The sequence below is a fragment of the Streptomyces sp. NPDC026659 genome (assembly GCF_040638245.1).
Taxonomy (GTDB): Bacteria; Actinomycetota; Actinomycetes; order Streptomycetales; family Streptomycetaceae; genus Streptomyces.
Map to the genome: position 1 here is coordinate 258,778 of NZ_JBEZXY010000006.1, position 18,360 is coordinate 277,137.

At 72.8% G+C, this 18,360-nt stretch carries 16 protein-coding genes; 12 read left to right on the top strand and 4 right to left on the bottom strand.

Annotated elements, in window-relative coordinates:
• Positions 1–2 precede the first annotated feature (2 nt).
• Complete coding sequence (locus AB0E91_RS17535) at positions 3–632, bottom strand: lysophospholipid acyltransferase family protein (RefSeq protein ID WP_237525710.1); 630 nt, start codon at positions 630–632, stop codon at positions 3–5.
• A 389-nt stretch (positions 633–1,021) separates the two neighbouring features.
• Between AB0E91_RS17535 and AB0E91_RS17540 the strand changes: the two genes are divergently transcribed.
• From AB0E91_RS17540 to AB0E91_RS17550, 3 genes are all read left to right on the top strand, one after another.
• The gene (locus tag AB0E91_RS17540; RefSeq protein ID WP_361781990.1) at positions 1,022–2,215 is read left to right on the top strand and encodes a glycerophosphodiester phosphodiesterase; all 1,194 of its coding nucleotides are present in this window, start codon (positions 1,022–1,024) and stop codon (positions 2,213–2,215) included.
• Between the two features lie 95 nt (positions 2,216–2,310).
• Positions 2,311–2,817 carry a sigma-70 family RNA polymerase sigma factor gene (locus tag AB0E91_RS17545; RefSeq protein WP_361781993.1) on the top strand — a complete coding sequence of 169 codons (507 nt, stop codon included), beginning with the start codon at positions 2,311–2,313 and terminating at the stop codon, positions 2,815–2,817.
• Between the two features lie 45 nt (positions 2,818–2,862).
• A complete protein-coding gene (locus AB0E91_RS17550; protein WP_361781996.1) occupies positions 2,863–3,360 on the top strand; it encodes a GNAT family N-acetyltransferase in 498 nt (165 codons plus the stop codon).
• A 24-nt stretch (positions 3,361–3,384) separates the two neighbouring features.
• On the opposite strand, the gene AB0E91_RS17555 is transcribed toward AB0E91_RS17550, so the two are convergent.
• Both AB0E91_RS17555 and AB0E91_RS17560 read right to left on the bottom strand, forming a co-directional pair.
• Positions 3,385–3,810 carry a hypothetical protein gene (locus tag AB0E91_RS17555; protein WP_361781999.1) on the bottom strand — a complete coding sequence of 142 codons (426 nt, stop codon included), beginning with the start codon at positions 3,808–3,810 and terminating at the stop codon, positions 3,385–3,387.
• 1 nt (position 3,811) lies between these two features.
• On the bottom strand, positions 3,812–4,171 hold the full coding sequence (locus AB0E91_RS17560) for a hypothetical protein (RefSeq protein WP_018549073.1): 360 nt from the start codon (positions 4,169–4,171) through the stop codon (positions 3,812–3,814).
• A 599-nt stretch (positions 4,172–4,770) separates the two neighbouring features.
• On the opposite strand from AB0E91_RS17560, the gene AB0E91_RS17565 reads away from it, so the two are divergent.
• The 9 genes from AB0E91_RS17565 (at position 4,771) to AB0E91_RS17605 (ending at position 16,961) form a co-directional block, all read left to right on the top strand.
• Complete coding sequence (locus AB0E91_RS17565) at positions 4,771–5,805, top strand: ATP-binding cassette domain-containing protein (RefSeq protein ID WP_161178342.1); 1,035 nt, start codon at positions 4,771–4,773, stop codon at positions 5,803–5,805.
• On the top strand, positions 5,802–6,539 hold the full coding sequence (locus AB0E91_RS17570) for a methionine ABC transporter permease (protein ID WP_361782003.1): 738 nt from the start codon (positions 5,802–5,804) through the stop codon (positions 6,537–6,539). Before AB0E91_RS17565 ends, AB0E91_RS17570 begins: the two co-directional genes overlap by 4 nt.
• 90 nt (positions 6,540–6,629) lie before the next feature.
• Positions 6,630–7,463, top strand: a complete 834-nt coding sequence (locus tag AB0E91_RS17575) for a MetQ/NlpA family ABC transporter substrate-binding protein (protein WP_361782006.1) — start codon at positions 6,630–6,632, stop codon at positions 7,461–7,463.
• A 75-nt stretch (positions 7,464–7,538) separates the two neighbouring features.
• Complete coding sequence (locus tag AB0E91_RS17580) at positions 7,539–8,372, top strand: MetQ/NlpA family ABC transporter substrate-binding protein (protein ID WP_361782009.1); 834 nt, start codon at positions 7,539–7,541, stop codon at positions 8,370–8,372.
• Between the two features lie 185 nt (positions 8,373–8,557).
• Positions 8,558–9,205, top strand: coding sequence for a GNAT family N-acetyltransferase (locus AB0E91_RS17585; RefSeq protein ID WP_361782012.1), 648 nt, complete (start codon positions 8,558–8,560; stop codon positions 9,203–9,205).
• A 152-nt stretch (positions 9,206–9,357) separates the two neighbouring features.
• Positions 9,358–10,575 (top strand): precorrin-6y C5,15-methyltransferase (decarboxylating) subunit CbiE, encoded by a 1,218-nt coding sequence (cbiE, locus tag AB0E91_RS17590; protein ID WP_361782015.1) that lies wholly within the window; start codon positions 9,358–9,360, stop codon positions 10,573–10,575.
• A gap of 409 nt (positions 10,576–10,984) precedes the next feature.
• On the top strand, positions 10,985–14,641 hold the full coding sequence (gene cobT / locus AB0E91_RS17595) for a nicotinate-nucleotide--dimethylbenzimidazole phosphoribosyltransferase (RefSeq protein ID WP_361782018.1): 3,657 nt from the start codon (positions 10,985–10,987) through the stop codon (positions 14,639–14,641).
• A gap of 183 nt (positions 14,642–14,824) precedes the next feature.
• On the top strand, positions 14,825–16,060 hold the full coding sequence (gene cobA, locus AB0E91_RS17600) for a uroporphyrinogen-III C-methyltransferase (RefSeq protein ID WP_361782021.1): 1,236 nt from the start codon (positions 14,825–14,827) through the stop codon (positions 16,058–16,060).
• A gap of 91 nt (positions 16,061–16,151) precedes the next feature.
• Complete coding sequence (locus AB0E91_RS17605; protein ID WP_361782024.1) at positions 16,152–16,961, top strand: RNA methyltransferase; 810 nt, start codon at positions 16,152–16,154, stop codon at positions 16,959–16,961.
• A gap of 16 nt (positions 16,962–16,977) precedes the next feature.
• On the opposite strand, the gene AB0E91_RS17610 is transcribed toward AB0E91_RS17605, so the two are convergent.
• Positions 16,978–18,354, bottom strand: coding sequence for a protein kinase (locus AB0E91_RS17610; protein WP_361782027.1), 1,377 nt, complete (start codon positions 18,352–18,354; stop codon positions 16,978–16,980).
• Positions 18,355–18,360: the final 6 nt, after the last annotated feature.

Consider the following 18,360-nt stretch of genomic DNA (forward strand, 5'->3'; position numbering starts at 1 on the left):
GCTCAGGCAGCCTTCGCCTTGGTGGCGTACATATCCACGTACTCCTGACCAGAAAGCCGCATGACCTCAGCCATCACAGAATCCGTAACCGCCCGCAGCACATACCGATCCCGATCCATCCCCTCGTACCGAGAGAACTCCATCGGCTCACCGAACCGCACCGTCACCCGACCAGGGCGCGGCATCCCACTCCCACCCGGCTGCAGCTTGTCCGTGCCGATCATGGCGAAGGGAACAACAGGCGCCCCGGTCATCAAGGTAAGCCGAGCGATACCGGTACGACCACGGTAAAGACGGCCGTCAGGCGACCTCGTGCCCTCGGGGTAGATCCCGAAGATCTTCCCCTCCTCCAGAATCCGCCGCCCGGTCATCAGCGCGGCCACGCCCCCGTTCGCGCCGTCCCGGTCGACCGGGATCATGCCGACGCCGGTGAAGAACCAGGCCATCGCGCGGCCCTTGACGCCCTTGCCGGTGACGTACTCGTCCTTGCCGATGAAGCAGACCTGCCGCTTGGAGACGACCGGCAGCACGATCGAGTCGATGAAGGTGAGGTGGTTGCCCGCCAGGATCACCGGCCCGTCGCCGGGAATGTTCTCCATCCCCTCCACCTGAGGACGGAACATCAGGCGCATGATCGGTCCGAGCACTGCCTTGATGAGGGCGAAGCGGGACAACAGGTCCTCCGAGGCCGACGGGATCGTTATGAGACTGTGCAGGTGAGGACATTACTCGCGGCAACCGGGGAAACGCACGTCGGGCCCGCACGGTTCACCGAGGTCTTACGCACTGTTGACGCTGGTTTACCTGGGAGTCCTCCTCACGGAGGGTGTTCGCGATGTGACAGGCGTCGCACCCGTACGGCCCCCTGGCGGCCCCCTCGGACGGACCCGACGAACCGTCACCTCACCGCCCTCACCGGACACCTCGTGTCAGCCGCGTGTTCGTACCGGGGTCTCCCCCCGGTCATCCCGCCGCCCCTACGATCAGCGCGCATTCGACGATCCAACGGCAGGAGGCGCGCATGGAGAGCGAGCAGACGAACCGGCCCACCCAGGGCACCGGACGGCGGGCGGTCCTCGGTGCCGCGGTGCTCGGCGCGGGCGGCGCGGTCCTCGGGCTGCCCGGCGCCGCCCACGCGGCCGGCACCCGCACGGCGGCGCAGGCCGGGCAGAGCGGGCAGGGCGGGCGCGGGCTGAAGAGCCTGCCCAAGCCGACGATCATCGGCCACCGGGGCGCCAGCGGCTACCGCCCCGAGCACACCTTCGGCTCGTACGACCTGGCGCTGGAGTTCGGTGCCGACATCGTGGAGGCCGGTGACCTGGTGCCCACCAAGGACGGGCATCTCGTCTGCCGGCACGAGCCGGAGATCGGCGGCACCACCGACGTGGCGTCGCACCCCGAGTTCGCGGACCGCAGGACGACGAAGGTCCTGGACGGGGTGTCCGTCACCGGCTGGTTCACCGAGGACTTCACGCTGGCCGAGCTGCGCACGCTGCGCGCGGTCGAGCGCATCCCGGCCAACCGGCCGCACAACACCCTCTACAACGGCCGCTGGCCCGTCCCCACCTTTGAAGAGGTCCTCCAGTGGCAGGACCGGCGCACCCGCGAGCTGGGCCGTCAGGTGTGGATCTACCCCGAGCTGAAGCACCCCACCTACTTCCGCACGCTCGGCCTCGGCCTGGAGGAGCGGGTCGCCAAGCTGCTCCACAAGTACGGCAAGGACAACCGCGACTCCCCGGTCATCGTCCAGTCCTTCGAGCCGACCAGCATCCAGCGGATGAACCGGCTGGTCGACAACCCGCTGGTCGTCCTCCTCGACCAGGCCGGCACCCGCCCGTACGACTTCACCGCCACCGGCGACCCGCGCACCGTCGCGGACCTGGTCACCCCCAAGGGACTGCGGGAGATCGCCGGTTACGCGCAGGGCATCGGCCCCACCCTCGACCTGATCGTCCCGAAGAAGTCCGACGGCACCCTGGGCACGCCCACCACCCTGGTCGGGGACGCCCACAAGGTCGGCCTGATCCTGCACCCCTACACCATGCGCAACGAGAACCCCTTCCTCCCGGCCGAGTACCGCAAGGGCAGCGCCCCGGACGGCTACGGCGACCCCTTCGGCGCCTTCCGCACCTACTTCGCCACCGGCATCGACGGCGTCTTCACCGACAACGCCGACACCGCCCTGCTCGCCCGCGCCGACTTCCTCGGCCACTGAGCCCCGGCGTCAACTCCGCAACCGCTCCTCCCTGATGGGGGTGACACCGCCCCGTCCCGGAAACCCCCGGGCCGGGGCGGCGCGTCCTCGCGCATATGACGTACGACCTGGTGGCCGCCCTGCGCCCGCTGCTCACGGCCGAGGCGTCCGCCGAGGCACATGCCACCGGAAGCGAGCCGGGCGATCTCGAACAGGCCGTCTGGGTGCGGCTCCTGGAACGGCTGGCGGCCGAGGGGCCGCCGCCCGACCCGCAGCGCTGGCTGCGCCGGGCCGTGCGCGCCGAGGCGCGACGCAGCCGCCGCACCGTCCGGCGCGAGCACCCCTACGGCGCCGAGCCCGCCGACGACGCCCGGCCCGGACCCGAGCAACTCGCCCTGGCCGCAGCCCGGTACGGCCTGTTGCGCGAGGCGGTCGGACGGCTGCCCGGGCGCTGCCCCCGGCTCCTGGAGGCGCTGCTCTCCCCGAAGGACCCCACCTACCGCGAGATCGCGGGGGAGTTGGGTATCTCACAGGGCAGTCTCGGCCCGGAACGTTCCCGATGTCTGGGATGTCTGCGGCGATTGCTCGCGCCGGAGGTTGCGGCCGGGGGAGTGCGGGGATAGGTGTGGGGTACGACGGCTGATCAGGTGAGCGGGAGGCGTGCGCACATGGGCATGAGCGTGACCATCTCGGCGGCGACCGAGCGGGACGCGGAGCAGATCTTCAGGCTCCAGTACCTGTGTTTCCAGAGCGAGGCGGCGCGGTACGGCAACTACCGCATCGACCCGCTCGTCCAGAGCCTGGACTCGGTCCGCGACGAGGTCGCCGCCGACTGCGTCTATGTCGCGCGGCTCGGCGACGAGATCGTCGGCTCGGTGCGCGGCCGCCTCACCGAGGACGGCGCCGCGGCCATCGGCACCCTCTGCGTGCACCCCCGCCTCCAGGGCCACGGCATCGGCGCCCGGCTCCTCGGCGCGGCCGAAGCGGCCCTCACCGAGCAGCGCGGCGCCACCGTGTTCCGGCTGCACAGCGGCCACCGCAGCGACGCCGGGCTGCGGCTGTACCGCCGCGCCGGATATCAGGCGGTGGGGCGCTCCAAGGGCGCCGACGGGGTGGAGATGATCGTGCTGGAGAAGAAGGCGGGCGCCTACGCGGCCACCGCGTGACGCCCCGCCCAACGCCCCGCGCGGCTAGGGCGTGACGTCCGCGCGCAGCCGCGCCTTGCGCAGCCAGTACAGGGCGGACAGCGGCAGCAGCACGGGGATGAACACGTACCCCATGCCGTAGTCCGACCACACGGTCGCGTCGGGGAACGCGGACGGCTCGATCAGGGTCCAGGTGCCCACGACCAGCACACCGGCCAGCTCGGCGGCGCAGCACACCAGCGCCGCCCGGCGGGCCGTCTCGCCGCCCCGGACCAGGGTGTACGTGATGAAGCCGTACACCACGCCCGCGAGCGCGGAGAGCGCGTAGGCGAGCGGGGCCCGGTCGAACTCCGTGGCGATCTGGTACACCGAGCGCGACACGGCGCCGACGACCATCACGCCGTAGAACCAGACGAGCAGCATGCCCGGCCCGCTGATCAGCCGGGTCGGCTTCTCCTCCAGCGCCGTCACTTCAGCCTCCCCAGATGTCGAAGAGCCGCACCTCGAGCACGGCAAGGACCACGCCGCCCGCGGCGGCCGTCACCGAGCCCCAGCGGGTCCGCTCGGCCAGCGACATGAACCCGGCCGCGGGGACGCACGCGAACGCGCCCAGCAGATACGCCACGAAGATCGTCGTGCCCTGCTCGGGACGCTCGCCCCGGGCCAGCCGTACGACCCCGACCACCAGCTGCACCAGGGCGAGGACCGACACCACGGCCATGCCGATCAGGTGCCAGTCCTTGGTCGGCTGGTCCCGGTACGCGGCCCAGCCGCACCAGGCGGCCAGGAGCAGCGCGGCGACCCCGGTCACCAGCAAGAGGGCGTTGAGCATGCCGAGACCCTATTACGGCCGAAACGGACGCCCGCCGCCGCCCCCGGCCTACGCCGTCGCCCGTCCCTCGGCGACCGCGACGGCCGTGGCGTTGGCCACAACGCGCCCCTCGAAGGAGTCCGGCACCCTCCTCGGCCGGCGGCCTGCCGCCCTTGTCCGGCTTGGCCGAGCGGGCGGGAGCGGCGGAATGTGTGCGTCCGCCCTGTCCACCAGGGCTGTCCGCGGCTGTCCAGCATGTGGACAGCGGTCTCCGGTCGGGAGCGTCCGTCTGCTTTACTGGCCCGCATGACCACGACGAGCAGCCGCACCCTTGCGACCGAGGCGACCATGACGCCCGGTGCTCGTTGTATGTGTCGAATGTGCGCCTTCTAGAGGGCCCCCGCACCATCTGAGCCTCGCGCCCCGAAGCGAGAGCCGCGGTAGATCGTCCGGAACACCGGCGTACCGGATCCGTGCCGCCTTTCGCGCACACGCCGTTCTCCCCGGGTTTCCCCCCGGTCCCCATCGCCACCGCGAGAACCGTGCCGCGTCCCCATACGAACGCAAGCACCCGTGCCGGGCCCACCCGCGCCCGCGCACTCGACAGTGACGGAAATCCTGTGATCACGACATCGGGCCTGACCAAGGTCTACCGCTCCCGAGGCCGCGAGGTCACCGCCCTCGACGGCGTGGACCTCCACGTCCGCGAAGGCGAGGTCTACGGCGTCATCGGCCAGTCCGGCGCCGGCAAGTCCTCCCTGATCCGCTGCGTCAACCTGCTGGAACGCCCCACCGCCGGCACCGTGACCGTGGCCGGGCAGGACCTCACCGCGCTCGCGGGGCGCGGACCGCGCGCCGGACGGGAACTGCGCCGGGCGCGCTCCCACATCGGCATGGTCTTCCAGCACTTCAACCTGCTCTCCTCGCGGACCGTGCAGGACAACGTCGAACTGCCGCTGGAGATCCTCGGCAAGTCCGGCAAGGAGCGCTCGCGCAAGGCGCTGGAACTCCTCGACCTGGTCGGCCTCGCCGACAAGGCCAAGGCCACCCCCGCCCAGCTCTCCGGCGGCCAGAAGCAGCGCGTCGGCATCGCCCGCGCCCTGGCCGGAGACCCCAAGGTCCTGCTGTCCGACGAGGCCACCAGCGCACTGGACCCCGAGACGACCCGCTCGATCCTCCAGCTGCTGCGCGACCTCAACCAGCAGCTCGGGCTCACCGTTCTGCTCATCACCCACGAGATGGACGTCGTGAAGTCCATCTGCGACTCCGCCGCACTCATGGAGAAGGGACGCGTCGTGGAATCCGGCACCGTCAGCGAACTGCTCGCCACCCCCGGCTCCCAGCTGGCCTCCGCCCTGTTCCCGGTGGGCGGCGAGGCCACCGGTGCCGACCGCACCGTCCTCGACATCACCTTCCATGGCGAGGCCGCCACCCAGCCGGTCATCTCCCAGCTCTCGCGCACCTACAACATCGACATCTCGATCCTCGGCGCGGCCATCGACACCGTCGGCGGCCTCCAGATCGGCCGGATGCGCATCGAACTGCCCGGCCGCTACGAGGACAACGTCGTGCCCATCGGCTTCCTGCGCGAACAGGGTCTGCAGATCGACGTCCAGGGCCAGGAGCCCGTGCTGGTGAAGGATGGTGCCAAGTGACCTGGTCCGAGATGCAGCCGCTGCTGTCGCAGGCGTGTTCCGAGACGTTCTCGATGGTCCTGTGGTCCACCCTGATAGCCGTCGCCGTCGGCCTCCCGCTCGGCATCCTCCTGGTCCTCACCGACCGGGGCGGACTGCTCCAGAACGTGGTCGCCAACAAGGTGATCGGCCAGATCGTGAACGTCGGCCGCTCGATGCCGTTCATCATCCTGATGGTCGCGCTGATGAGCTTCACCCGCTGGGTCACCGGCACCACCATCGGCACCACCGCCGCGATCGTCCCGCTCGCCATCGGCGGCATCCCGTTCTTCGCCCGGCTCGTCGAGACGGCCGTCCGCGAGGTGGACGGCGGACTCGTCGAGGCCGTGCAGTCCATGGGCGGCAACACCTGGACGATCGTCCGCAAGGTCCTCGTCCCCGAGGCGCTGCCCTCGCTGATCGCCAGCACCACAACCACGATCATCGCCCTCATCGGCTACTCCGCCATGGCCGGCACCGTCGGCGGCGGCGGCCTCGGCGACCTCGCCGTCCGCTACGGCTACCAGCGCTTCGAGACCGAGCTGATGTGGATCACCGTCGGCATCCTCGCGGTCGTCATCTCGCTCATCCAGTTCGCCGGCGACTTCGCGGCCCGCTCCCTGCACGGGCGCGGCGGACGCTCCGGACCCGCGCCGAAGCTCCGGCTGCTGAAGGCGTCCGAACCGGCCGCGGCCGACGTCTCCAAGGTCGCCTGAGCCGAGCCGGTCCCCCTGTCCCTCCGGACACCCAAAGACTCCCCGTTCACCCGTACACGGGGTCGCACCACCCAAGGAAAGGCACTTTTCGTGCGTAACACCGCCAAGCTCACCACCGCCGTCCTCGCCGCCGGAGCCATCGCCTTCGGGCTGACAGCCTGCGGCTCCGGCAAGGACTCCGCCGGTTCCTCCGACTTCAGCGGACCGCTGATCGTCGCCGCGAGCCCCACCCCGCACGCCGAGATCCTGAACTTCGTCCAGAAGAACCTGGCGAAGAAGGCCGGACTCGACCTCGAGGTCAAGGAGTTCAGCGACTACATCACGCCGAACACGGCGACCGAGGACGGCTCCGTCGGTGCCAACTACTTCCAGAACCAGCCGTACCTGGACGACTTCAACAAGAAGCGCGGCACCCACATCGTGCCCGTCGTCACGGTGCACCTGGAGCCGCTCGGCCTCTACTCCCACAAGGTCAAGAAGGCCGACGCGCTGAAGAGCGGTGCGACCATCGCGGTCCCCAACGACGCCGTGAACGAGGCGCGCGCCCTCAAGCTGCTCGCCGCCAACAAGCTCATCACCCTCAAGGACGGCGTGGGCAACGAGGCGACCCCCGCGGACATCACCGCGAACCCCAAGAAGCTGAAGTTCAAGGAGGTCGAGGCCGCCCAGACGCCGCGCTCCCTGGACGACGTGGACGCGGCCGTGGTCAACGGCAACTACGCGATATCCGCCGGTCTCAAGCCCGCCAAGGACGCCCTCGTCCTGGAGTCCCCGAAGGACAACCCCTACGGCAACTTCCTCGCGGTGAAGAAGGGCAACGAGAAGGACCCGCGGGTCGAGAAGCTCGCCAAGCTGCTGACCTCGCCCGAGGTGAAGAAGTTCATCGAGGACAAGTACCAGGGCTCCGTCATCCCCTCGTTCTGATCGCGACACGCACGCACGACGCGTGCGACTGACGCGGAAGAACGACCGACGCGCACGAACGACAAGGGGATCGACATGCGCAAGACCGTATGGCTCGCGGTGGCGGCCGCCCTCCCGCTCGGCCTCGGCCTCACCGGCTGCGGCTCGGGCTCGGCCTCGGACGGCGGTGGCAGCAAGGACGGCGCACTCGTCGTCGGCGCCACCCCCGTCCCGGCCGGCGAGGTACTCGGCTACATCAACGACCACCTCGCCGCCAAGGCCGGACTGAAGCTCCAGGTCAAGGAGTTCACGGACTACGTCCTGCCGAACACCGCGCTCCAGGAGGGCTCGCTCGACGCGAACCTCTACCAGAACAAGCCCTTCCTGGACGACTTCAACAAGTCCAAGGGCACCGACCTGGTGCCGGTGGTCGACGCCTACCTGCCGCCCATGGGCATCTACTCCAAGAAGGTCGAGGACGTCACCAAGCTCCCCGACGGAGCCACCGTCGGCGTGCCCAACGACCTGACCAACGAGGCCCGCGCGCTCAAGCTCCTCGCCGCGAGCGGTGTCATCGAGCTCAAGAAGGGCGCCGGTGCCCAGGCGTCCCCGGCGGATGTCGTCAAGAACCCCCGGCACCTGAAGTTCCAGGAGATGGAGGCCGCCCAGCTCCCGCGCTCGCTGGACGACATGGCCGCCGCCGTCATCAACAACAACTTCGCCCAGGACGCCGGACTCAGCCCCACCAAGGACTCCATCTACCTGGAGTCCGCGAAGAACAACCCCTACGCCAACCTCCTCGCCGTCAAGCGCGGCAGCGAGAAGGACCCGCGGGTGAAGAAGCTCGCCGAGCTGCTGACCTCGCCCGAGGTGAAGAAGTTCATCGAGGACAAGTACCAGGGCTCGGTCCTGCCGGTCAGCGGAGGCTGACCCGGCCCGGCGCGCCACACGTACGGCCCCGCTCCCGCACCCCGCACGGGGGTTCCCGTGACGCACGGGGACTGCGGGGGAGGGGCCCCTCGTGCGTTTCAGTGGTTACATGCTTCATGCTGGGCAGTTCAGCGAGGGTTCTCTGACGGTCCCTCACAAAACGATCCGACGTTACGGAGCGGCGCATGACTAGCACCTTCCCCAACATCTCCATCAGCACGGAGCGGTTGGTGCTGCGCCCCCTCGACGAGGACGACGTGCCCGCACTGGCCGAGATGATGAACGACGAACAGGTCGCCGCCTGGACGGACGTCCCCCAGCCCTTCACCGAGGAGGGCGCCCGCCACTGGATCAGCGAGTACGCCCCCGCCGAACGCACCGCCGGACGCGGACTCGACCTCGCCGTCACCGAGTTCCTCACCCAGCGCCTCGTCGGCATCGTCCAACTCGCCAAGACCGACTGGCAGATCAGGTCCAGCGAACTGTCGTACATCATCGCCCCCTGGGCACGCGGCGAGGGCTACGCCTCCGAGGCCGCGCTCGCCACCGCCCAATGGCTCTTCGGCGACCAGAAGTTCGAGCGCATCGAGATCCGCACCGCCGCCGACAACACCGCCTCCCAGCAGGTCGCCCAGAAGATCGGCTGCATCAGCGAGGGCGTCCTGCGCAACGCCTGCATAGTGCACGTCCGCACCGAGGACGGCACCTGGACCGACATGCGCACCGACTACATCGTCTGGAGCCTGCTGCCCGAGGACCTGGAGGGCGCCGAGGAACAGCTCTCGGACAGCCGGGGCTTCGGCGCGTACGCCGACTACTCCGACTGGAACTGACCCCGCCCGGGCCCGGCCGGGACGGCGGCGGGCGACGGCGGGTGACGGACCCCACCCGGGCCCCCGCACCCCCGCCCGACCAGGTAACCTCACGGGGCCCGCACCCTGGGCCACCCCTCTGACGACCTGCGAAGACCTGGAGACTGACGACGATGGCCGACCGGGTCACGGTGATCGGCTGGGACGGCTCGCCGCTGACCGAGGCGGCACGCGGCGCCCTCGGCGCCGCCACGCTCGTCGCGGGAGCCGCCCACCACCTGGCACTGCCCGAGATCCCGCGCGCCGCCGAACGCGTCCGGCTCGGCAGCCTCACCCTGGCCGCCCGCCGCATCGCCGCGCACCGCGGCACCGCCGCCGTGCTCGCCGACGGCGACCCGGGATTCTTCGGCGTCGTCCGCACCCTGCGCGACCCCGCGTTCGGCCTGGAGGTCGAGGTCGTCCCCGGCGTCTCCTCCGTCGCCGCCGCCTTCGCCCGCGCCGGGATGCCCTGGGACGACGCCCAGGTGGTCGTCGCCCACCCGCGCACCCTGCGCCGGGCCGTCAACGTCTGCCGCGCCCACCCCAAGGTCGCCGTCCTCACCGCGCCCGGCGCCGGCCCCGCCGAACTCGGCCTGCTCCTCGACGGGGTGCACCGCACCTTCGTCGTCTGCGAGGAACTCGGCACCGAGAACGAACGCGTCAGCGTCCTCACCTCCGACAAGGCAGCCGACCACACCTGGCGCGACCCCAACGTCGTCATCGTCATCGGCGGCCACCCCGGCGCCGTCGAGGGCGGCGGCTGGATCGCCGGGCGCGACCCCGCCGTGGGCCCGCGCGGCTGGACCCAGCCCGACGAGGCGTACGGCGGCGGCCTCGGCGAGGGCGAGAGCGAACTGCTGCGCGCCGCCCAGCTCGCGCGCCTCGGGCCCCGCACGGGCGACCTGGTGTGGGACATCGGCTGCGGCGCGGGCGCCTTCGCCGTCGACGCCGCGCGCGCCGGAGCCGCCGTCATCGCCGTCGACCACGACCAGGCCGCCTGCGCCCGCACCGACGCGGCCGCGCGCGCCTTCGGGGTCCAGCTCCAGATCGTCAGGGGCCAGGCTCCGCACGTCCTGGAGAACCTGCCGGAGCCCGACGTCGTACGCGTCGGCGGCGGGGGAGCGGCCGTGGTCTCCGCCGTGGCCGACCGCCGTCCGCAGCGCATCGTCACCCACGCCGCGACCCGCGACGCGGCCGAACTCGTCGGCCGCGACCTGACCGAACACGGCTACCGCGTCGAGTGCGCCCTCGTCCAGGCCGTCGAACTCGACAGCCGGGCCTGGACGGAGACCGAGCGGAGCGTCGCGTTCCTGCTCACGGGCGAACTGCCCCGCCGCGACACCCCGCGCTGACCGAAGGCGCGTATGGGGCGGAAAGGGCAGCTCGCCCCCGCCCCGTGATCCTGTTGTCGTACCGCGCGCGGTAGGCTGGCCGATCGTTGTACCGCACCGGCGTTCCGGAAATTCGTTCGCCAATGTCCGGAACGCACGCCCGTTTTGAGGGTGGGTGGGGTACCACGACACCACAGGACGCGCGACGTGGCGCAGTCCACAACGGGCAGTCGCGGATCACGCTGTCGCGACGGCGCGACGGCGGGACAATGTCACTAGCGGTTTTCATGCCACTGAATGGCTTTGTCGTCATTTCTGGCGGCCGTTCGTGCCGCCGGGCACGGACGCTCGTTCTCACTACGGGGCGGTCGGTGCGCCGTTCCGGGTGAGCTGGTCGTAGGAGCACTGAAGCGATGGGCGAGGGGTACGCATGACCGACACCGGCCAGATCCCGGGCGAGGGACAGCCGGAGAGCGCAGGCATGGTGGAGCAGCCGGGCGCCCCCGCCCACGGCTACACCTACGTTGCCGAGGCGCCCGCCGGGGATGAAGACCTGCTGCTGCCGGGCGCCCAGGGCGCGTGGGGCAACGAAGTGCCGCCGCCCGCACCGGAACCGGTCGTCGAGGCCGTCCACCAGCCGGGCGCGCACGAGGCGTCGGGCCGCGACAGCGGCCAGGTCGACCTCACCGGCGTACGGCTGCCCGAGCCGGGCCCCGTCTCCGTCACGCCGTCCCCCATCCTGTCGGCCCCGCACGGCCAGGCCCCGCAGCCGCCGCGCAGGCCGCTGCACCTCGGCCCGCCGATCCCCGACGCCTCCGCCAGCCCGGTCCGCTCCCTTGCCGACCGCGGCCCGGCGGGCGCGCCCGTACGGCAGCCCGCCCAGCCCGTGGCCGGTCCCGAGTACGCGGAGGCACCGCAGTTCCACGAGCCCGTTCCGCACGGGACGGGCCAGTGGAACCTGGCCGCCGCCGTGGCCCCGCCCGCCGCCGAAAGGGTTGGCCCGGTCCCCGGCACCATCGCCGACCCCGCCCAGGCCGCCATGGCCCGCATGGCCACCCAGGCGACCGGCGTCGTGCACGCCCACGACGGGGTCCAGCCGGTGGACGGCCACGACGGGGTGTACGAGGTCGCCGCCGCCGAGGCTGTGCCTGCCGAGGTCGGCGTGGTGGCGGAGGCTGTCGTTCCGTCGGCCGAGGAGCCGCAGGAGGCGGTCGAGGCCGTCGCCGCGGTGGAAGCCCCGGCGGAGCCGGTCGAGCAGGCCGAGCCCGCGACGCCGGAGGTGGCCGCGCCGGTCGAGGCGGTTGCCGCCCCGGCCGCTGCGGAGCCGGTCGCCGTCGAGGCCGACGCGGCCCCGGTGGCCGACGCGACCATCCCGGCCCAGGCCGCCGCTCCGGTGGAGCCGGACCCGCAGGCCGACCTCGCGGTCGAGGCCGACCCGGAACAGGCCCCCGCGCCCGACGCGGCCCAGCAGGCCGTCGCTCCGGTCGAAGCGGAGCCGCTTGCCGCCGCTCCGGTCGAGCCGGACCCGCAGGCCGCCGTTCCGGCCGAGGCCGACCCCGTGCAGGACTCCGTGCCCGACGCGGCCCAGCCGCAGGCTGCCGCCGAGGCCGAGCCGCAGGCTCCCGCGCCCGTCGACGCGGACCCGCAGGCCGTCGCCCCGGTGGAAGCCGACCCGCAGGCGGCCGTCCCGGCTGAAGTCGAGCCGCTCGCCGCCGCTCCGGCCGAGCCGGACCCGCAAGCTGTCGCCCCTGCCGAGGCCGACCCCGCGCAGGCCCCCGTGCCCGACGCGTCCCAGCCGCAGGCTGCGGCCCCGGCCACCGTCGACCCCGCCGAGGCCCCGGCCCCGGACACCGCCCAGCCGGAGCCGCAGGCTGTCGCCCCCGCCGACGCGGACCCGCAGGGCGCCGCCCCGGCCGAGCCCGCCGTCCCGGCCGCCGCCGAGGCGACTCCCGAGGCGCCCGAGCCCGTACCGGCCCCCGAGGCCGAGGCCGAGGCCGAAACCCCGGCCCCCGCCGAGCCCGCCCCCGTCGCCGCCGAGGCGGAGGCCCCCGTACCCGCCCAGGGCCCCCAGCTCGTCGCGCCGCCGCAGGACGCCGAGGAGGCCGCCGCCCCGCTGCCCTCCGCCGTCCCCCTGGAGCCGCACCCGGACCAGACGCTCGGTCGGTTCGTGCCGGTCGAGGGCCAGGTGCCCACGGCCCCGCACCTCGCGCCGACCCCGCCGCAGCCGCTGAAGCTGCCCGAGCAGGTCACCGGGGAGCCGGACGTCGTCCAGAGCGCGGAGGACCTGGACACCCGGGCCGCCGACCAGGACGAGCAGGACGTGCCCGCGGTGGCGGAGGCACTCGTACCCGCAGGCCCCGCCGCCCCCGCGTACAACGACGCCGAGCGCGAGGCCGTGCTCAAGGTGATCCGCGAGCGCCGCGACATCCGCAACGGCTTCCGTGGCGACCCCATCCCGCACGAGGTGCTGCTCCGCGTCCTGGAGGCCGCGCACACCGCGCCGTCGGTGGGCCACTCGCAGCCCTGGGACTTCGTCGTCATCAAGTCCGCGGACACGCGGCGCGCGATGCACGACCTGGCCATGAGCCAGCGCGAGGCGTACGCCCAGTCGCTGCCCAAGGGCCGGGCGAAGCAGTTCAAGGAAATGAAGATCGAGGCCATCCTCGACACCCCGGTGAACATCGTCGTCACCGCCGACCCCACCCGTGGCGGCCGCCACACCCTCGGCCGGCACACCCAGCCGCAGATGGCGCCGTACTCCTCCGCGCTCGCGGTCGAGAACCTGTGGCTCGCGGCCCGCGCCGAGGGCCTCGGCGTCGGCTGGGTCAGCTTCTTCGACGAGCGGGAGATGGTCCGCGCCCTCGGCCTGCCCGAGCACCTGGAGGTCGTCGCCTACCTGTGCGTCGGGTACGTCGACGAGTTCCCGGACGAGCCCGAGCTGATGCAGGCGGGCTGGTCCAAGCGCCGCCCGCTGTCCTGGGTCGTGCACGAGGAGACGTACGGGCGCCGCGCCCTGCCCGGAGAGGAACCCCACGACCTGCTCGCCGAGACCGTCGCACAGATCCGCCCGCTCGACGCCAAGGCGCTCGGCGAGGCGTGGGAGCGCCAGAAGCGCATGACCAAGCCGGCCGGCGCGCTCGGCATGCTGGAGATCATCTCCGCGCAGCTGTCGGGTCTCTCCCGGCAGTGCCCGCCGCCGATCCCGGAGCCCGCCGTCGTCGCGATCTTCGCCGGTGACCATGGTGTGCACGCCCAGGGCGTCACCCCCTGGCCGCAGGAGGTCACCGGCCAGATGGTGGCCAACTTCCTGGGCGGCGGGGCGGTCTGCAACGCCTTCGCGAGCCAGGTCGGCGCCGAGGTGTGCGTCGTGGACGTCGGCGTCGTCGCCGACCTGCCCGCCACCCCCGGCCTGCTGCCCCGCAAGATCCGGGGCGGCACCTCCGACATGACCGCAGGGCCCGCGATGACCCGCGACGAGGCCAGGGCGGCCATCGAGGTCGGCATCGAGACCGCCCGCGACCTGGTCGCGGCCGGGAACAAGGCGCTGCTCACCGGTGAGATGGGCATCGCCAACACCACCGCGTCCGCCGCGCTGATCGCCGTCTTCACCGGCGCCGACCCAGCCGAGGTCACCGGGCGCGGCACCGGCATCAACGACGAGACGCTGGCCCGCAAGACCGAGGTGGTCCGCCGCGCGCTGGAACTCCACCAGTGCGACCCGGCCGACCCGATCGGCGTCCTCGCCGCGGTCGGCGGCTTCGAGCACGCGGCCATGGTCGGCCTGCTGCTCGGCGGCGCGTCGCTGCGTACGCCGGTGATCCTGGACGGCGTCAGCGCCGGGGCCGCGGCCCTCGTGGCCCGCGCCATCGCCCCCGAGGTGCTGGCCGCCTGCATCGCCGGTCACCGCAGCGCCGAGCCCGGCCATGTCGCCGCGCTCAACAAGCTGGGCCTGCGCCCGCTGGTCGACCTCGACCTGCGCCTGGGCGAGGGCACCGGCGCGCTGCTCGCCCTGCCGCTGGTGCAGAGCACGGCGCGCGCGATGCACGAGGTGGCGACGTTCGACTCGGCGGGCGTCACCGAGAAGTAGGTCATCACCGGGAGGGCCACCCCTTGATGTCAAGGGCTGGCCCTCCCGCGAGACGGGCGGTCCGGTGTTCACCCACCGGACCGCCCGTGCCGCCGCCCGCCCCGGCGCCGTAAAATCCGCACGTCAGGGCCGCTCCGCCGCCGTAGCGCGCCGACCGCAGAGCTGGACGAGGAGCCGCACCTCATGGCCGAACACCCCGCCTACCCCGTAGGTCTCCGTCTGGCCGGCCGCCGCGTGGTCGTGCTCGGCGGCGGCCAGGTCGCCCAGCGCCGCCTTCCGGCGCTGATCGCGGCGGGTGCGGACATCCTGCTGGTCTCGCCCGGGGCGACGCCCTCCGTGGAGGCGATGGCGGACGCGGGCGAGATCACCTGGGAGCGGCGGCCGTACGCCGAGGGCGATCTGAACGGCGCCTGGTACGCCCTGATCGCCACCAGCGACCCCGTCGCCAACGCCACCGCCTCCGCCGAGGCCGAGCGCGCGCGCGTCTGGTGCGTACGCTCCGACGACGCCGACGCGGCCACCGCTTGGACCCCGGCCACCGGGACCAGCGAGGGCGTGACGGTCGCCGTCCTCACCACCACCGCGCGGAACCGCGACCCCCGGCACACCGCCGCCGTCCGCGACGCGGTCGTGGCGGGCCTGCGCGACGGCACCCTCGTCGCCCCCCACCACCGCACCCGCACCCCCGGTGTCGCCCTCGTCGGCGGCGGCCCCGGCGACCCCGACCTGATCACCGTGCGCGGACGGCGTCTGCTCGCGGAGGCCGACGTGGTCATCGCCGACCGGCTCGGCCCGCGCGACCTGCTCGCCGAACTCCCGCCGCACGTCGAGGTGATCGACGCGGCGAAGATCCCCTACGGCCGCTACATGGCCCAGGAGGCCATCAACAACGCCCTGATCGAGCACGCCAAGCAGGGCAAGTCCGTGGTGCGGCTCAAGGGCGGCGACCCCTTCGTCTTCGGCCGGGGCATGGAGGAGGTCCAGGCGCTCGCCGAGGCGGGCATCCCCTGCACGGTCGTCCCCGGCATCACCAGCTCGGTGTCCGTGCCGGGCGCGGCCGGGATACCCGTCACGCACCGGGGCGTCGCCCATGAGTTCACCGTGGTCAGCGGCCATGTCGCCCCCGACGACGAACGCTCCCTGGTCGACTGGCCCTCGCTCGCGAAGCTCACCGGCACGCTGGTGATCCTCATGGGCGTCGACAAGATGGGCCGCATCGCCGAGACCCTCATCGCCCACGGCAAATCCCCCGACACCCCGGTCGCCCTGATCCAGGAGGGCACGACCGCCGCCCAGCGCCGGGTGGACGCGACGCTCGCGACGGTCGAGGAGACGGTACGGCGCGAGGCGGTGAAGCCGCCCGCGGTGATCGTGGTCGGCGAGGTGGTCACGGTGGGCCCGACGGCGCCGGACGCCTGAGACGCGTACGAACGCCGAGGGACCCACCGGTCCCGAGGGCACCCCGCACCGTCGTTTTCCTTCTCCCCCCAGAACGAGGCAGCATCTTCCCGTGGCCGAACTCATCACCATCACGGACCCCGACGACCCCCGCCTGCACGACTACACGAACCTCACCGACGTGGAGCTGCGCCGCAGGCGCGAGCCCGCCGAGGGGCTGTTCATCGCGGAGGGCGAGAAGGTGATCCGCCGGGCGCGGGCGGCGGGCTACGGCACGCGCTCCATGCTGCTCACCCCCAAGTGGACCGAGGTGATGCGGGACGTCATCGACGAACTCCCCGCCCCCGTCTACTGCGTGAGCCCGGAACTGGCCGAACGCGTCACCGGCTACCACGTCCACCGGGGCGCCCTCGCCTCCATGGGCCGCAAGCCGCTGCCGACGGCCGCCGAAGTGCTGGCCCCCGCCCGCCGCGTGGCCGTCTTCGAGGACATGGTCGACCACTCCAACCTGGGCGCCGCCTTCCGTAACGCGGCCGCGCTGGGCGTGGACGCGGTCCTCCTCACCCCCCGCTGCGCCGACCCCCTCTACCGGCGCGCGGTGAAGGTCTCCATGGGCGCCGTCTTCTCGGTCCCCTACGCGCGCTTCGACTCCTGGCCGCAGGACGCGGGCACGCTCCACGAGGCGGGCTTCGTCATCGCGGCCCTCTGCCTGGGCCCGGACTCCATCACCCTGGACGAACTGGCCGCCGAGCACCACGAGAAGCTGGCCCTGATGCTGGGCACCGAGGGCGACGGCCTGTCCCGGGCGGCCATGAACGCGGCCGACCAACTGGTCCGCATCCCGATGTCGGCGGGCATCGACTCGCTGAACGTGGCGGCGGCGTCGGCGGTGGCGTTCTACACGACCTGCCGCAAGCCGTAACCCCCCGCCCGGCGGCCTACTTGGCGGCGAGCGAGGGTCCGTCGGGCCGCGGCGTCGGGTTGTACTCCTGCTCCACCGGCACCCCGTCGTCGCCGTTCGATCCCGTCCTCGGCTGGACGTGCGTCTGCCGCGTGCCGTCGCCCCCCAGCCCCCGGGACGGGCCCGTACACCCCTGGGCCAGCGCGATCCCCAGCGCCACCAGCAGCGTCACCACCACGAAGACGAACAGCCGCTGGCGCAGCAGCCGGGGGTTGGCCGGACGCAGTCGGGTTCCCGTCGTACGGGGGGCCGGGCGGCCGGCGCCGCTGCGGGGGCCCGCCGGACGGCCGTTGCCCGTGGAGCGCGGACGCGGTGCGGGGGTCGCGCGGTTCGCGCCCGGCCGCGAGCCGCCCCGCGAGGGGGTGCCACCCCGGGCGGGCGTGGCACCGCGCGGCAGCGGCGTACCCGAGGGGGAGGGCCGCCGCTGGGTCGTACGCTGCTGATCCGGATAGGTGTCCACCAGGCGCCCGGCACCCCGGTCGCCCTCTCCCACGCGCGGCGCGGGCGGCCGCACGTCGCCCAGGCCCTGCGCCTCGCGCGCCGCGATCTCCTTCAGCCGCAGGGACAGCTGGAGCGTGCTCGGCCGGTCCTCCGGGTCCTTGGCCAGGCACGCCCGCACCAGCGGGGCCAGCGCGTCCGGTACGCCGTGCAGCTGCGGCTCCTCGTGCACCACGCGGTAGAGCATCACCTCGGAACTGCCGTGCCCGAAGGGCGAGTCACCGGTCGAGGCGTACGCCAAGGTCGCCCCCAGCGAGAACACGTCCGTCGCCGGGGTGACCGCGGCCCCGCGCACCTGCTCCGGCGCCAGGAAGCCCGGGGAGCCCACCGCCGTGCCCACGTGGGTGAGCGTGGAGGCACCCGTGGCCCAGGCGATGCCGAAGTCGATGATCCGGGGGCCCTTGGGGGACAGCAGGATGTTGGACGGCTTCAGGTCCCGGTGGACCACACCCGCCTCATGGACGGCGACGAGTCCCTCCGACAGTGCCGCGCCGATCGACGCGGCCTCGGCCGCGACCAGCGGGCCCTCGTCGGCCACCTTGTCGTGCAGGGAGGGCCCGGGCACGTACTGCGTCGCGAACCACGGGCGTTCCGCCTCCAGGTCCGCCGCCACCAGCCGCGCCGTACAGCCGCCCCGGATACGGCGGGCCGCCGACACCTCGCGCGCGAACCGCGACCGGAACTCCTGGTCCTCCGCGAGGTCCGGCCGGATCACCTTCAGCGCGACCCGCTGCCCCTTCTTGTCGGAGCCGAGGTAGACCACGCCCATCCCGCCCGCGCCGAGCCGTCGGTGAAGCCTGAACGAGCCGACGACGCGCGGGTCCTCGCGCCTCAGGCGCATCATCGCCATGTTCATCCCCGC